The sequence below is a fragment of the Priestia taiwanensis genome (assembly GCF_014638355.1).
Lineage (GTDB): Bacteria > Bacillota > Bacilli > Bacillales > Bacillaceae_G > Priestia_D > Priestia_D taiwanensis.
Map to the genome: position 1 here is coordinate 56,969 of NZ_BMFK01000001.1, position 15,653 is coordinate 72,621.

The window sequence follows — 15,653 nt, forward strand, 5'->3', positions numbered from 1 at the left end:
AGGTGGTGAATGATGGTACAGACAATGTATCCGAAAAATGGTCGTGTAATTTTGCACGTCGATATGAATAGTTTTTACGCATCAGTGGAGGTGGCGCATGACCCGACATTGAAAGGAAAGCCTTTAGCGGTTGCAGGAAACGAAAAAGAGCGAAAAGGTATTATCATTACGTGTAGTTATGAAGCGAGGGCGTTTGGTATTAAGACGACGATGCCATTGTGGGAAGCGAAGCGACTATGCAGAGATTTACTTATCCGAAAGCCAAATTTTGATTTGTACAGAGAAGCTTCGATGAATATGTTCCAATATTTATATACGATTACACCACTCGTTCAGCCTGTCTCAATCGATGAAGGATATATGGATATTACCGATTGTCAACATCTCGGTTCGCCATTAGAAATTGCTGAGCGAATCCAAAAGGACTTGCTTGAGCAATTCCAGCTTCCGTGTAGCATAGGAATTGCACCGAATAAATTCTTGGCAAAAATGGCGTCAGATATGAAGAAACCATTAGGTATTACTGTTCTGAGAAAACGTGATGTACAACATGTGCTATGGCCACAAGAAGTAGGTATTATGCACGGAGTTGGAAAGGCAACTGCAACTAAACTGAATGAATTACATATTGTCACAGTAGAAGATTTAGCAAAGGCGAATGAAGGTTTACTACGAGAAGAAATAGGAATAAGTGGTGCTGCGTTAAAAGAACGTGCAAATGGTATCGATAATCGTCCCGTCGATCCAGAAGCTATTTATCAATTTAAAACAATCGGTAACTCCTCGACGTTCCCACAAGATATGACGGAAGAGGCTATTATTTTTCAAAAGCTAGAAGCATTAGCTTTATCGGTTAGTAATAGGTTGAAGAAAAAAGGATATATGACGCACAATGTTCAAGTAATGATTCGCTATGATAATCGTGCGCTTGTCACAAGAAGTAGGAAACTCGTGAATCCAATTGTGGCGAAGGAAGATATTTTCTCTGCAGCAACATTTCTATGGAGAAAACATTGGAATGGAAATCCTGTGCGTCTTGTCGGAATAACGGCACATGACTTAACGGAACGAAAAGAAGCGGTGAAACAATTAGACTTGTTCTCATTTCAGGAAGATGTGAAAGAAGAACCGTTGTTACATGTGATGGAAAAGTTAAAAGAGAAGTATGGTGATCATATTATTTCGAAAGGGAAGTAAGCGAAATGGAAACAGAGCGATTAGTATTACGTCCATATGAAGAGGATGATTTTGATTTTTATGTATCTCTTTGGCGAGATCCAGAGATGGTGAAGTACATTGGTATTGGTAGAACGCGTAATCGTGATGAGTGCCGCGAGCGTTTTCATCAGTTACGAAAGATTCACCAAACAAAAGGTGGTACAGGATTACTCGTCGCAATGGATAAACAATCAGGTGAGTATATCGGTCATGCGGGATTAATTCCACAAATAATTGACCGTAAAGTAGAAATGGAAATTGGTTACTGGATGACGAAGTCACATTGGGGAAAAGGATATGCATCTGAGTTAGCTTTGTATCTACGTGATTATGGTTTTGATACATTGTCCGAGAAACGACTTGTATCAATTATTAAATTTGACAATAAAGCATCGATTGCCGTTGCGAAAAAGACAGGGTTAACGTTTGAACGAGAGGTGCATTTCGGACTTATTGATTGTGCTTTATATAGTATGGTGCGTTAACTTCGTGTTTTCTTGTTATGAATAATCATGTATGATGAACAAAGACATGTTAGAGAGACAAGAGGTGTAATAAAAAGTGGAATTTGTTTTTTTAGGAACGGGTGCTGGCATACCGTCGAAAGGACGTAACGTATCAGCAATTGCTCTTCATTTATTAGAAGAAAGAGGGACGACGTGGTTATTTGATTGTGGAGAAGCAACGCAACATCAAGTACTACATACGAACGTTCGTTTACGAAAAGTGGAGAAGATTTTCATTAGTCATTTGCACGGTGATCATATTTTTGGACTACCTGGATTGTTAGGGAGCCGTTCTTTCCAAGGTGGAGAAGACGAGTTAACAGTGTACGGACCAAAAGGGTTGAAGGATTTTATCGAGGTGTCATTGCGAGTAAGTAATACACATATTAAATATCCATTACATATTGTCGAAATCGAAGAAGGCGTTATTTTTGAAGATGACCATATCCGTGTAGAGGTACGGAAGTTAGAGCATGGTATTCCTTCTTATGGTTATCGTTTAGTAGAACGTGATGTACCTGGTGCATTGTTAGTTGATAAATTACAGGCATTAGGAATTAAGCCAGGACCGTTGTACAAAAAGATTAAAGACGGTGAAGTGGTGGAACTAGTGGATGGTTCGATCATTAACGGCAAAGACTTTATTGGTCCGCCACAACAAGGGAAAATCATTGCGATTTTAGGTGATACGCGCATTTGTAGTAATAATTATGTATTAGCGGAAGGTGCAGACGTTCTTGTGCATGAGGCGACATTTGCAGCGGAAGAAGAAGCAAATGCATATGAGTTTTATCACTCAACAACAGCAGGAGCAGCAAACGTTGCGAAAAAGGCAGGAGTAGGGCAGCTTATTTTGACGCATGTGAGCTCTCGTTATCAAGGTGCAGATTGTGCGATGCTAGTACAAGAAGCACAAGACATCTTTCCAAATACAGTATTAGCAGAAGACTTCACACGTATAGTGGTGAAGAAGGCAAGGTTTTAAAAACTGAAGGTAAAACGTCCCTTAATTGTTAGCTCGAATCTAACAATTAAGGGACGTTTTTTAGATTGTATTAATCGATTTCATATATTGATAGATTATCTACTTCAAATGAAAATATGTTAGATTCTCACTAATAAGCCGTTTATTTTTCTTTCGAATACACTTCTCCCATTTCTTTGGAACGCTTCGTTGCATTTTTGATGCAGGCAATCATTGCTTCTTCATAGTTGTATTGTTGTAACGTCGCGATACCAGCTTCAGTTGTGCCACCTTGGCTTGTTACTTCTTTTCGTAAGATAGAAGGGTGTTTTTGGCTATGTTTTAACATTTCAGCTGCACCAATAATTGTTTGAAGGATGAGGGGTTTTGCTGTTTGATGGTCTAGTCCAATTTCTTGTGCTGCTTTTTCCATTGCTTCAACTAAATAGTACACGTATGCTGGACCACTTCCGGATAAGCCTGTTACAGCGTCTAAGTCATTCTCTTCAACTGTTTGTACAACTCCAATGGTAGTAAATAATGTATGGGCCAGTGCCACATGTTCTTCATTTGCGTGAAGGGATGCTGAGATAGCAGTAGCTGATTTGCCGATTGTCGCAGATGTGTTTGGCATCACTCGGATGATTGGATTATTTTTGCCAAGTAGCTGGGTGATGTAAGAAGTTGGGATACCTGCCATCACAGAAATAATAAGTTGATGTTCTTGTACATATTCACAAATAGATGATACGCCACTACTTGCATCTTTAGGCTTACAGGCGAGAACGATGATATCGGCATCTTGAATGAAGTCACGTTTGTTTCGTGTTGTGTTAATGCCATATGTTTCGTGTAAATACATTAATTGTTCATCATTCGAGCGGTTGGTGGCAACAATGCCTTCTTTCGTGCATATTTGAGCTTGTAGTAGGCCGGAAATCATTGCTTCTGCCATCGATCCAGCGCCGAGAAAAGAGATTTTTTTCATAGAAAGCTCAACTCCTTTTTATAAATATTTATCATAATAACAAAAAAATTATGAAATTAAAAGCTGCATCATGACAAATGAGGTACTTCCATGTAAAATGAATATAAAATGAATGTTCATTCAGTGTTTGTTGGACAATTAGGAGGACTAACATGGGAATTGAGGGAATCTATCGTATCTCATTACCTGTACCATATGCAATTGGCAATGTGAATGTGTATCTCATTGAAGGAGAAACGTTAACACTTGTTGATACAGGGACGAAGACGGAGAAGTGCCGAGATGCATTAGAGAGTGAACTGAGTAAACTTGGTTATGCATTTGACGATATTAAAACAGTTGTGATTACACATCATCACCCAGATCATTGTGGTATGCTAGATTATTTTGCAGACGATGTGACGATTGTCGGCCATCCTCGTAATGAGCCATGGATAACACAAGAGCCAACTTTTATGAAAGCCTATGAAGGGTATTTTCAGACGTTCGCACGTCAAATGGGAGTACCAGTACAAATAGCAGCAAAAGGTCCGGATGTTAAGCGCACGCTCATTCACTCATGCCATCGTCCGTTAACAAAAGAAGTTCGAGAAGGAGATATAATTGAGGCATTGCCAGAGTTTGTGGTGATAGAAACACCTGGTCATGCTTCTACACATATTTCCTTATATCGTGAGCGAGATGGGTTGTTAATTGGTGGAGATTTATTGTTGGCGCACGTGTCGTCTAATCCACTCCTTGAACCACCTATGTATGACGAAATAGAGCGTCCGAAAGTAATTTTACAGTATAACGAATCGTTACGACGTTTGGCTGAGATGAATATTTCGCGTATTCTCACAGGGCACGGAGAAGATGTAATAAATGTGAAAGAGCTTGTGAAAGAAAGACTAGGAAAACAACGATTACGAGCAGAAAAAGTATATGACATGTTACAAGTACGACCGATGACAGCATTTGAAGTGTGTATGAAGTTGTTTCCAACTTTATATTTAAAGCAAGGTTCATTAACCTTGTCAGAAACAGTAGGGCAATTAGATTATTTAGAATATCATAATCGAATTGTGATTGATACATCGAAAGAACAATGGTTATTTTACGCAAAATAGAGGTGTAGAGTTGAAAGAGTTAACAAATAAAGTAGTAATGATTACAGGTGCATCAAGTGGAATTGGCGAAGAGATGGCATATGAAGTAGCTAAGTGGGGAGGTACTCCAATCCTTGTAGCACGTAGACATCAAAAGTTAGTGAATATACAAGAGAAGATTACAAGTACGTATGGTAGGCAGTCTTATGTATATCCATTAGACGTGTGTGATGAACAGCAAGTAAAAGTAGTATTTGAGAATATCGTGCAAGAAGTTGGACGTATTGATGTTCTTATTAATAATGCAGGATTTGGTGTTTTTACGTCTGTAGATGAAGCCGATTTAACAGAAGTGAAGGAAATGTTTGATGTGAATGTTATTGGGTTGATTGCGTGTACACAAGCTGTCCTTCCGTATATGAAGGAACGAAATGAAGGGCATATTATTCAAATTGCGTCGCTTGCTGGGAAGATTGCAACGCCTAAATCAAGTGCATACGCCGCAACGAAGCATGCTGTATTAGGATTTACGAATGCACTTCGTATGGAGCTAGCAAATACGAATATTCATGTGACAGCGATTAATCCAGGACCAATCAAAACAAATTTCTTCGATCGTGCTGATACGACAGGGAATTATGTAAAAAGTGTAGAGAAATATATGTTAGAGCCGTCTACTGTAGCGAAAAAGGTAGTTAGTGTAATTGGCAAACGAAAGCGAGAAATAAATCTCCCATTTTGGATGGGATTTGGCCCGACTTTCTATGCACTATTCCCATCTGTATTTGAGTTTTTCGCAAAAGGAAGCTTAAACAAAAAATAGGTTAGGACATTGTCCTAACCTATTTTTTCTCTACTTGTAATGCAACTAAACCACTTACCATTTCATCAGCTAGTAATTTATATCCTTTATCGTTTGGATGTACTTCGTCAAATGCCCACGACTTACGTGTATCGGCTGTTAAAAGTTTGCTTGTTTCCATAACAGTAGCTGGTCCATATTTCACTGATAGATTGAATAGTTCATCGTTCCAATCGCCAATGAACGAATCAGCTATACTTGCTAAGTTATTATCTAACTGGATTGGATTGTACAGTTCAGATAATACAATGACAGCATCTTCATTTTCTTGACGGATAATCTCTAATATTTGTTCCAAGTTACTTACGTAGTTTTCGCGTGTTTGTTTTAAGACATTCATACCTTCCATGATTCCAAGGCTTCTGTCTAACTTTAAAATATCGTTTCCACCAATGCTAATTGTAATAAGAGAAGCTTTCTGGATTTTTTGGCGTGTTTTAGGTTTTTGAACAGATTTCAATAGTTGATTACTTGTCATACCATTCATTGCTAGATTTTCTAGCTTGAACTGTTTTTGGTGTTCTTTATTTAATGTATTTGTAGCCATGGAAACAAAACCTTTTTGTTGAGAGCCTGTTCCATATGCGACGGAATCTCCTAAGACAAGATGGTTAAGTGGTGCATTGGGTAATGTTTCGAGCCATGGTGTTGCTAGCTCCTCTGGAATTATTTCTTTTTCTAGCTTCTCAACAGAAGGGAAGAAGTGCTTATATGCGTAATAGCCAGCTCCTCCTAACAGAGCGACGAATAGTAGTAAAATAGTGAAAAATTTCTTCATAGGTGCCTCCTTTTCTTGAAGTTTATTTATGATAATACAATGATTTGTCTTTCGTGTGTACTAGCAGAAATATTTTCTACAAATAGGAAAATATTTTCTTTGTGGATTCATCATTAAATTATATTGGTAATTTAATGATGAAAATGATGCTTATTCACGGAACGGAGAGTGGCGACTCCTGCCGAGGAGGCTCGTTCTCGCCCGCGGAAAGCGTCCACTCGGAGTGCAGTGCATATGATACGCCCGTCTTTTGGTGAAAAACCTCTTTTTATTATTTGTTATAGCCAATATGTAAGTGGTCGAAACATTCTGATTGTCATAAATATTGCTTCGAAGATAGAAAAAGAGATTGTCGATGTGACAATCTCTCGCTTTCTTACTCTTCTTCTTTCGGTGCTTGCACAACAGATTCGAATTTGCCCTTATGATTGCCGTCACAGTATGGCATACTTGCCGATAGCCCACATCGACATAAGGAGAAAGCTTTTTTCTCTGGAAATGCATTGCCCTCTGCATCTACCAGCTTAACAGGTCCAGTCACACGAAACGACCCGTTATTATTTACCTTAATAATTACTTCTTCAGACATACAAAATCCTCCCTTTGAATTGTTGTCTACGTCTAGTATTGTTCTATAAGAGGGGTGAAAATCCCTTTTGAAGAATACATGTATTATGTATAATGAGAGTAATAGACGTAGCCTTATGATAGACGATTGTATATTTGTTGTCTAGCATGTTTGAAGGGAAGGGATGAAACAATGGCAAAGAAGAGAAAACAGCCACAATTACCGAAACAAGAAAAGGAAACGATTAGCTTAGGCGATCAGTTAAATAGTGCACTTCTACAACAGTTAAAAGAAAAGAAAAAGCAATTAGTCGACGTAGAAGAGAAGCGTCAAGAACAAGCGATTGCACGCAAAAAAGAAGAAGCACGTCAACGCGAGAAGAATAAGTCATTCGAAGAGCTATTTAACGAAAGTAGCTTATCGTGGAAAGAATTTAAATAAACGAAAGCAGGCATGAGATGGTGATTCTCGTGCCTGCTTTTCTTTATGCATAGACAGCTTCTTTCGTTTCGGCTAATTGATGGATAATATCTCGTGCAATCCATACACCACATGCACTTGCTTGTGCTAAGCCACGTGTAATACCTGCGCCGTCACCACCAACATATAGCCCTGAAATTTCTGTTTCGAATTTATCATTTAGTTTTGGGCGAGCGGAGTAGAACTTCGCTTCGACACCATAAAATAACGTATGTTCAGATGCGATTCCAGGTGTGACATGGTCTAACGCTTCAACCATTTCAATTAAGCTCTTCATCGTATTGAATGGAAGAACAAGGCCTAAGTCACCAGGAACAGCTTCTTCTAATGTAGGAGAGAGGAATCCTTCTTTCAAGCGCTTTTCTGTTGTACGTCGTCCACGTAAAATATCTCCGTATTTCTGAACGATAACACTTCCACTTGATAGTTTGTTTGCAAGACGAGATACCTCATGTGCATATTCGTTTGGTTGGTCGAACGGTTCTGAAAATTGATGTGATACAAGTAAGGCAAAGTTCGTGTTTTCACTACCGAGTGCAGGATCTTTGTATGCATGACCATTTGCAGTCATAATACCTGAATGGTTTTCGACAACAACATGACCAGAAGGGTTGCTACAGAATGTACGAACTTTCGTCCCAACAGACGTATTGAAAACGAACTTTCCTTCGTATAAATGTTTATTAATTTCTTCCATCACGACATTTGATGTTTCAACACGTACACCAACATCTACTTGGTTCGCAGTCATTTTGAGACGGCGTTTCTTTAAGATTTGTGATAACCAATGTGAACCGTCACGACCTGGTACAATCACAACTTTCTTCGCATGGATTTCTTCGCCTTTTTTCAGAACGATACCGTTAATTGCGTAGCCTTCATCTGTTTTTTCTGTCAGTAAGTCAGCTACTTCTGCTTTGTACATCATCGTAATACGCGTTTTTAAGTATTCATAAATGCTTTTTAAAATTTCGAGGTTTTGTTCTGTACCTAAGTGACGTACTTGTGCACGTAGTAACTTCAAACCTGCTGCATAACCACGCTTCTCAATTTGGCGAACTTCCTCTGTTAGTGGATCCGTAATAGATTGTGTTGCACCATGCTCAAGGTTAATTTCATCTACGTATTGAATTAGGTCTAATACTGTACGATTCGGTAAATAATCGGTCATCCAACCACCAAATTCTGTTGTGATATTAAATTTACCATCTGAATACGCACCAGCTCCGCCAAATCCATTTGTAATTGAACATGCTGGAACACACCCTGCAAAATCTTTGCGTCCTGATGAAGGTGGACACTTTTGAATTTTCTTTTGTAAAATCGGACATCTACGTAAATATATATCATGGCCTTTATCGACTAATAGAATGTTCGCTTCTGGCATCTTGCGTGTTAATTCATAACAAGTAAAAATCCCTGCTGGACCTGCCCCTACTACAATTACATCATACATATTTGTCATTTTCGTTCCTCCAAAACAATAAATTCAACTCATAACCCATAGAAAGAGTAGCATAGGAAAAGCTTGGGAGTCAACATAAAATATGAACGTTAATTATTTTTTTTAAAAAAATGTTCGTGTTTTTAAGGGTTTTTAATTCGTTTTTTCACTGATAAGGTTCATGGTTATCACTATTTATGTGTCGGATTAAGTGGGTGTAATTTTCTGAAAATAATCATTTGACTATTCACGTTTTTATGATACAATCATATCAATAGTGTAACAATGTTATGTTACGTCAGTTGGGAGGAGGATAAGATGGACAGTAGTTATATTTCGAAGAAAGATTTATTGATGGAGACAGGGATTACGTACGGACAATTGTATCGTTGGAAGCGGAAGAACTTAATTCCGGAAGAATGGTTTATTAAGAAATCAAGCTTTACCGGGCAAGAGACGTATTTCCCGAAAGAAAAAATATTATCACGTATACAGCGAATTATTGATTTGAAAGACGATTTATCATTGGATGATATTGCAGAGGCATTCTCTCCAACACTCGCACCAATAAAATTAACGAAAGAAATTATTTTAGAGCGAAACATTGTTTCAGAGGATGTCTTATCGTTATGTGAGCCATTTTTCGCGATGAAAGAGGAATTGTCATTCTTTGATATATTGTCTATGTATGTATTCGAATCTGTATTGAAGTCCAATGAAGTAAGCTTGGCAGAGAGTAAGGAGATGTTACAGTTTTTAATTCAACATCATGAACAAATTGAACAAGAGCAGTTAGAACTTCTATTTATACGTCAACTTGGTGTAGGCTTCTGGTTATTGAAAAAAGAAAGTGACACAGTCTATTTGCAGCCGGGAACAAAGAAAGTCATTCAATTATCATTGTCGCGTTCTATTGAAGTTATTAAAACAAAATTAACGTAGGAGGATGAAGGAAATGGAAAAAGAGAATATGACGAATGGAAATGTCCAAACGGGTGGTACAACTGTGAAAAAGGGAAGCATCAAAATGGCAGGCGCTGGTCAAGCTGGCGGTGGAGATTATGATGAGGTGAAAATTGCAGGAAGTGGAAAAATTGTTGGAGATGTCACGTGTAATGAATTATCAAGTAGCGGGTCTGGAAAAGTAGAAGGCGATGTTACAGCAGAGAAAGTATCGATTAGTGGATCGGGAAGAGTGCTTGGGAATGTAAACGCTAAGTATTTCAAAGTGAGCGGTAGTACGAAAGTTGACAAAACATTAACAGCAGAAGAAGCGAAAGCAAGCGGAGCGTTGAAAATTGAGGGAGATGCGAAAGTTAAACAGTTACATGTAAGCGGAAGTATTCATGTTGTAGGTGGTGTGTACGGAGAACTAGTAGATTGTAGTGGGGATTTAAAAATAGGTGGAAATGCAGAAGTGGAGAAGTTAGACGTAAATGGTGCGCTTCGCATTGATGGCTCGTTAAATGTTGGGGAATTAAATATTCGCGTAAATGGTAACAGTCGTGTGAAAGAAATTGGCGGCGAGAAAATTACGATTAAACAAGGTTCTGTAATTGGTAATTTTGTTATGAGAATGGTGAAATCTTTCTTCCCAACTACGAATACATTTACAGCAGAAATGATTGAAGGTGATGAAATTTACTTAGAAGATACGACAGCACAAATTGTACGTGGAAACAAAATTTTCATCGGTAAAGGCTGTTCAATTGGTACGGTTGAATACAAAGATTCTCTTGAAGTAGTAGACGGTGGAAAAGTGGAGAAAGAGACGAAGTTATAAGGAAGAGACAAATCAGCGGAGAATACTCGCTGATTTTTTTGTATGTTCTACTTACCAATGTGAAAAATAAGTAATAGTGAGGTAGGTGAACATATGGAGCAAGTGGAAATAATCCCATACGAGAAAAGATGGGAGCGGTTATTTCAAGAGGAAGCGAAGTTAATTAAGGATACAGTAGAAAAGCAATATCGTATTTATCATATAGGAAGTACATCTATTCCAGGTATGCCATCAACACCAATTATTGATTTGTTGATGGTCGTTGAGAACTTGGATGACATGTGTGACGGGAAGAATAGGCTTGCACGTATTGGGTATGAGGCATTAGGCGAACGGAATGGACAAGGGCGTTGTTTCTTCATGAAAGACGGTGGGAACTGTAGTTATCATTTGCACATCTTCCAACAAGGAAATAAACAAATCGAGCGCCATCTAATATTTCGAGAATTTATGATTGCGAACCGAGAGGAAGCAGAGCGTTATGCTTGCCAAAAAGAAGAATTAGCAGAGAGATATCAGCAAGATAGACAGAAGTATACGGAAGAGAAAAAAGTATTGCTTAACAAGATTGATCGAAAAGTAGAACAATGGACGAAAGAAGCAGATAAGCCGTGAGGACATTATCTGCTTCTTTCGTATTAACTCATGAACTTTTCTTGAACGCTTTTAATAACAGAGTCGGTCATTGTTTTATCATGAAGGAATTTATCTTTCATTGTGTGGTGTACTTCTTTTACTTTCGCTTCGAAGTCTGGTGTATCTTTTGGTGGTAGTGCACTGCGAAGGGATATTACTAAGTCTTGTACATAAGCAGAGCGTGGTCCCCATACTGCTAGTTCTGTTCCTTCGTTATCCATGAAGATGAAGATTGGAATGGCGCGTGCTGTCCCGTTTGTTAAATATTGATCCATCAACTCTAAATTCTCATCACGAATAAGTAGTCGCATGTCTGTTGCTGTTGCTTCCATGATACGTTTCATAACAGGGATACATAATAATGCATCGCCGCACCAATCGGCAGCCAATACAATTACTTTTGTTGGTTTGTTTGTTAATCCTACAAAAAAGGCGTGTTCTTCTTCTGTTAACGCTGTTTGATTATAAATTGTTAACAGTTCCTCTTTGTTTACTTCCATTTTCTCTACATACTGTTCAAACGTCATTCCTTTTTCAAACCAGTTTTGTAACATATTTATTTCCTCCTTTTATATGATTAGGTTGTTTATATTCACTGCACTCCGAGTGGACGCTTTTCGCGGACGAGAGCGAGCCTCCAGGGCAAGTCTATGAGGTCTCTCTTCCTCACTATTCCCGTAGGAGTTATGTGTATGAACGACCCTTCTTCTTCAAAAAACTAACTTAACGGTGTGTTGTATATGTATCTTGCTTCGTGATTGCTTGAATACGTTCGTATGTCCCTTTGTGTAGTGGATGAGTAGTGGCCTGTACGTTCGCGATGATTTGTTCATTACGACTTGCACCAGCAATTACTGTTCCGACAACGTTGTTTGCTAAGCAATAATTAATTGCTGTTTCTTCTAGTGGGCGTTCTTCTTGTACGTGTGTTAAGGCATGAACTATTTCTGCTAACTCCTCTGGCGTGTATGTTAAGTATCCTTTTTCTTGTACAGATGGCTTCATCTTTTGTTTACTTGTTAGTAGCCCTTTGGCAAGTGCCCCTCTTGCGATAATGCTTACGTTATGTTGTTCGAACAGAGGGAATAATTCTTCTGGACGGCGGTCTAACATGTTGTATTGCATCATGACAGATACAATGGAAGAACGTTTCATATATTCACGAATAACATTAGGACGAATAGATGAAATGCCGTAATAACGAATGATTCCTTCTTTCGTTAATTCTTCAAATGCTTCAATTGTTTCGTCGATGTTATCGTCAAGTGTACCACCGTGTAGTTGATATAAGTCGATATAGTCTGTTTGTAAGCGACGTAAGCTACTCTTTACGGCTTCTTTTAAATAGCGTTTCGAAGAATCCCATGACCAGCCGTCTTGTACTTCTGTCCAGCGGTTTCCACCTTTTGTTGCTAGAATAATGTCGTGGCGTTTATGTTTGATTGCTTCTCCGACAAATTCTTCATTTAAGCCGTAATCGTATAAATCCGCTGTATCTAAATAGTTAATTCCTTGGTCAAGTGCTGTATCGATAATCGAAATTGCCTTTTCTTTCTCTGTACCAAGTGACATCGTACCAAGGCTAATTTCGCTGATGAATAAGTCAGAATGTCCTAGTTTGCGTTTTTGCATAAAAAACACCTCCTTCTCTCATTGTAACGTGAGAGAGAAGGAGGTGCAATTTACGTCTCCTTCTTCTTCGTATTAAGTAAAGCCTGTACAGTTGTATGTTGTTTTCCGTATTCTTTTAACGCAAGTTTAATTTCCCACGCTTTGCCAACTAATGTCATGCTTTTTTCAAAAAGATATATTTTCATCCGAATTCCTCCACATGTATTTGTGGTAGAATGTATGAAGAAAGTAGATTCTTTAGAACGCGAGGTTTTGTTCTCATGAAAAAATTTGAAGAAAAAACAATAGCAACGACACCGATTTTTACTGGAAGAGTGATTTCATTGCAAGTAGATGAAGTAGAACTTCCAGATGGAAAGAAAGGAAAGCGTGAAATTGTAAAGCATCCCGGTGCAGTAGCGATTATTGCGATGACAGATGAAGGGAAGTTAGTGCTTGTAGAACAGTTCCGTAAAGCAATGGAGCGCACGCTAATGGAAATTCCAGCTGGGAAGTTAGAACCAGGAGAAGAGCCGATTGTAACAGCTGGTCGCGAATTAGAAGAAGAAACAGGGTACGTATGTGAAGAAATGGAGCATGTAACATCGTTTTATACGTCACCAGGTTTCGCAGATGAATACATTCATATTTTTGAGGCGAAGGGGTTACGTAAGAAAGAAAATGCAGCTTCGCTTGATGAAGATGAGTTTGTAGAGTTATTAGAAGTAACATTAGAAGAAGCAGCAGTGTTAATGAAAGAGGGAAAGATTCACGATGCGAAGACAGTCTATGCGCTTCAGTATCTGCTCTTAAAAAATAGGTAGTTTTATCAAAATAATAAAAGGGCTACACCTTTTCTACTTGTCCGAATAAGATAGATAGGGAGAAGAGGTTGATTCTTCTCAAACCCCCTTTCTATATTGGCACACATGCATATTGAGGGACGATGCCTACGTGAAATAAAGCTAAAGATGCAATGTCTTTAGCTTTATTTTTGTTATTTATCAAGCGGTTTTTCCATGTAATATTGATCTTTCATAATCAGTGAATGTTTTTTATACTTTCTATTTTGAAGCCTATTTTTGTGTAAAGAGCTAATGCCGCTTCATTATTTACTAGACATATGAATGTAGTAGACGTGTCTTTCTCTAGCGCATCTTGTATATCTACTAGTTGTTCTTCAAGGGTTGTTTTTCTTTCGGTAGGTTCAAACATTATATATGTAGATGCTTTGTCTAGTTTATAGCATCGTTCAAGAAAATGTTGTGCGTCTGTTAGTTTTATGTTGATATCAATCGTTATTGTTTTAGTATGTGAGTAATTGTATGATTAGGGGCTAAAAATATATTAGATATTTCGCTTGATTTGGAGAGTATAGCTGGGACGGAAAAGAAAAGACTTACCCCGAATATCGAAAAATTATAAGGGAGTTTTTGGTTTTCAAGAAAGTATGCGTACAGACAATGAGCGTTTTAAATATGGTTGGAAGGACAAGTTCCCACGTTAATTTTAAAGTGGGGGATTTCAAAAATTAAAAGGTTTTCTCTTGATAAATAAAACCTAATCCATTGACAATTGATTTTTTAAGTTCTATAATAAATCTCGAATTCAAGATTATTTTTCTTATATATCTCAAACTCGAGAATATTTAATTAAAGATTAAATACGATTATATGTATTTAATCATGTTAGAAATACAAAATTAAGTAGTAGATTATTTAAGATTTATATTCCATTAGATAAACAAAAACACATAGAGGAGTGCGCAAAATGAGTAAAAAAACAATGGGGATTCATCATATTACAGCAATCGTAGGTCATCCACAAGAGAATGTCGATTTTTATGCAGGGGTTTTAGGGCTACGTTTAGTTAAACAAACGGTTAACTTTGATGATCCAGAAACGTATCACCTTTACTTTGGCGATGGGGGAGGAAAACCAGGAACAATTATCACTTTCTTCCCGGAGGCAGGTGCTCGTCAAGGAATCATTGGAGATGGTCAAGTAGGAGTAACTTCTTATGTTGTTCCGAAAGGAGCTATGGGATTTTGGGAAAAGAGATTAGGAACGTTTAATATTGCATATACAAAAATGACTCGCTTTGGAGAACAGTACTTAGAGTTTGATGATCCTCACGGTTTGCATTTAGAAATTGTTGAGAGAGAAGAAGGGGAATTAAATACTTGGAGTTTTGGTGAAGTAACCCCTAACGTAGCGATTAAAGGATTTGGTGGAGCCGTTCTTTTATCTGCACAACCTAGCAAAACTGCAGAGTTGTTAGAACAGGTCATGGGGTTAGAGCGAATTGAAGAAGAAGGAGATTTTGTTCGCTTCCGTTCTTCAGCTGAGATTGGAAATGTTATTGATCTAAAATTAACTTCTATTGGTCGTGGACAGATGGGTGTAGGTACCGTTCACCATATTGCATGGCGCGCTAGCGATGATCAAGATCAATTAGATTGGAAAGAACATGTTTCACGTTATGGATACGGTGTTACTCCTGTACAAGACAGAAATTATTTTAATGCTATTTATTTTAGAGAGCATGGGGAAATTTTGTTTGAAATTGCAACTGATCCTCCGGGATTCGCACATGATGAATCCAAAGAAACTATGGGTGAGAAATTAATGTTACCTAAACAATATGAGTCAAATAGAAAACAGATTGAACGCGTATTACTATCATTTGAAGTAAAAGAGTTAGATTAATTTCAAGAAAGGAATGAT

The 15,653-nt window shown here is 38.0% G+C and carries 18 protein-coding genes; 11 read left to right on the forward strand and 7 right to left on the reverse strand.

Annotated features, from left to right (window positions below; genetic code table 11):
• Window positions 1–12: 12 nt before the first annotated feature.
• The 3 genes from IEV41_RS00310 (at window position 13) to rnz (ending at window position 2,709) form a co-directional block, all read left to right on the forward strand.
• Window positions 13–1,197 (forward strand): DNA polymerase IV, encoded by a 1,185-nt coding sequence (locus IEV41_RS00310; RefSeq protein ID WP_229722103.1) that lies wholly within the window; start codon window positions 13–15, stop codon window positions 1,195–1,197.
• A 5-nt stretch (window positions 1,198–1,202) separates the two neighbouring features.
• Entirely contained in the window at window positions 1,203–1,703 is a 501-nt protein-coding gene (locus IEV41_RS00315; RefSeq protein ID WP_188386475.1) for a GNAT family N-acetyltransferase, read from the forward strand.
• A gap of 76 nt (window positions 1,704–1,779) precedes the next feature.
• Complete coding sequence (rnz, locus tag IEV41_RS00320) at window positions 1,780–2,709, forward strand: ribonuclease Z (RefSeq protein WP_188386476.1); 930 nt, start codon at window positions 1,780–1,782, stop codon at window positions 2,707–2,709.
• Between the two features lie 142 nt (window positions 2,710–2,851).
• Here the strand turns inward: rnz and proI are convergent, their stop codons facing one another.
• Window positions 2,852–3,676: a pyrroline-5-carboxylate reductase ProI gene (proI, locus tag IEV41_RS00325; RefSeq protein WP_188386477.1), complete on the reverse strand. Its 825-nt coding sequence runs from the start codon at window positions 3,674–3,676 to the stop codon at window positions 2,852–2,854.
• A 158-nt stretch (window positions 3,677–3,834) separates the two neighbouring features.
• Here proI and IEV41_RS00330 point away from each other — a divergent pair, with 158 nt between their 5' ends.
• Together IEV41_RS00330 and IEV41_RS00335 are read left to right on the forward strand one after the other, a co-directional pair.
• Window positions 3,835–4,785 (forward strand): MBL fold metallo-hydrolase, encoded by a 951-nt coding sequence (locus IEV41_RS00330; protein WP_188388620.1) that lies wholly within the window; start codon window positions 3,835–3,837, stop codon window positions 4,783–4,785.
• Between the two features lie 37 nt (window positions 4,786–4,822).
• Window positions 4,823–5,587: an SDR family NAD(P)-dependent oxidoreductase gene (locus tag IEV41_RS00335; RefSeq protein ID WP_188388621.1), complete on the forward strand. Its 765-nt coding sequence runs from the start codon at window positions 4,823–4,825 to the stop codon at window positions 5,585–5,587.
• Window positions 5,588–5,606: 19 nt separating this feature from the next.
• On the opposite strand, the gene IEV41_RS00340 is transcribed toward IEV41_RS00335, so the two are convergent.
• A complete protein-coding gene (locus IEV41_RS00340; protein ID WP_188386478.1) occupies window positions 5,607–6,404 on the reverse strand; it encodes a GDSL-type esterase/lipase family protein in 798 nt (265 codons plus the stop codon).
• 376 nt (window positions 6,405–6,780) lie between these two features.
• Entirely contained in the window at window positions 6,781–6,993 is a 213-nt protein-coding gene (locus IEV41_RS00345; RefSeq protein WP_188386479.1) for a CDGSH iron-sulfur domain-containing protein, read from the reverse strand.
• Between the two features lie 171 nt (window positions 6,994–7,164).
• Between IEV41_RS00345 and IEV41_RS00350 the strand changes: the two genes are divergently transcribed.
• Window positions 7,165–7,413, forward strand: coding sequence for a YqkE family protein (locus IEV41_RS00350; RefSeq protein WP_188386480.1), 249 nt, complete (start codon window positions 7,165–7,167; stop codon window positions 7,411–7,413).
• Between the two features lie 43 nt (window positions 7,414–7,456).
• Here IEV41_RS00350 and IEV41_RS00355 read toward each other — a convergent pair whose 3' ends face one another.
• On the reverse strand, window positions 7,457–8,917 hold the full coding sequence (locus tag IEV41_RS00355; RefSeq protein ID WP_188386481.1) for an NAD(P)/FAD-dependent oxidoreductase: 1,461 nt from the start codon (window positions 8,915–8,917) through the stop codon (window positions 7,457–7,459).
• Between the two features lie 297 nt (window positions 8,918–9,214).
• On the opposite strand from IEV41_RS00355, the gene IEV41_RS00360 reads away from it, so the two are divergent.
• The 3 genes from IEV41_RS00360 (at window position 9,215) to IEV41_RS00370 (ending at window position 11,294) form a co-directional block, all read left to right on the forward strand.
• The gene (locus IEV41_RS00360) at window positions 9,215–9,838 is read left to right on the forward strand and encodes a DUF4004 family protein (protein ID WP_188386482.1); all 624 of its coding nucleotides are present in this window, start codon (window positions 9,215–9,217) and stop codon (window positions 9,836–9,838) included.
• 13 nt (window positions 9,839–9,851) lie between these two features.
• On the forward strand, window positions 9,852–10,679 hold the full coding sequence (locus tag IEV41_RS00365) for a polymer-forming cytoskeletal protein (RefSeq protein ID WP_188386483.1): 828 nt from the start codon (window positions 9,852–9,854) through the stop codon (window positions 10,677–10,679).
• A gap of 93 nt (window positions 10,680–10,772) precedes the next feature.
• A complete protein-coding gene (locus IEV41_RS00370) occupies window positions 10,773–11,294 on the forward strand; it encodes a GrpB family protein (protein ID WP_188386484.1) in 522 nt (173 codons plus the stop codon).
• 23 nt (window positions 11,295–11,317) lie between these two features.
• On the opposite strand, the gene IEV41_RS00375 is transcribed toward IEV41_RS00370, so the two are convergent.
• From IEV41_RS00375 to mciZ, 3 genes are all read right to left on the reverse strand, one after another.
• A complete protein-coding gene (locus IEV41_RS00375) occupies window positions 11,318–11,869 on the reverse strand; it encodes a thioredoxin family protein (RefSeq protein WP_188386485.1) in 552 nt (183 codons plus the stop codon).
• Between the two features lie 169 nt (window positions 11,870–12,038).
• Window positions 12,039–12,947 (reverse strand): aldo/keto reductase, encoded by a 909-nt coding sequence (locus IEV41_RS00380; RefSeq protein ID WP_188386486.1) that lies wholly within the window; start codon window positions 12,945–12,947, stop codon window positions 12,039–12,041.
• Between the two features lie 50 nt (window positions 12,948–12,997).
• Window positions 12,998–13,132: a Z-ring formation inhibitor MciZ gene (mciZ, locus tag IEV41_RS00385; protein ID WP_188386487.1), complete on the reverse strand. Its 135-nt coding sequence runs from the start codon at window positions 13,130–13,132 to the stop codon at window positions 12,998–13,000.
• Between the two features lie 75 nt (window positions 13,133–13,207).
• On the opposite strand from mciZ, the gene IEV41_RS00390 reads away from it, so the two are divergent.
• Together IEV41_RS00390 and IEV41_RS00395 are read left to right on the forward strand one after the other, a co-directional pair.
• A complete protein-coding gene (locus IEV41_RS00390) occupies window positions 13,208–13,750 on the forward strand; it encodes an NUDIX hydrolase (protein ID WP_188386488.1) in 543 nt (180 codons plus the stop codon).
• Window positions 13,751–14,696: 946 nt separating this feature from the next.
• Window positions 14,697–15,635, forward strand: coding sequence for a ring-cleaving dioxygenase (locus tag IEV41_RS00395; protein WP_188386489.1), 939 nt, complete (start codon window positions 14,697–14,699; stop codon window positions 15,633–15,635).
• The last annotated feature ends 18 nt before the right edge of the window (window positions 15,636–15,653 follow it).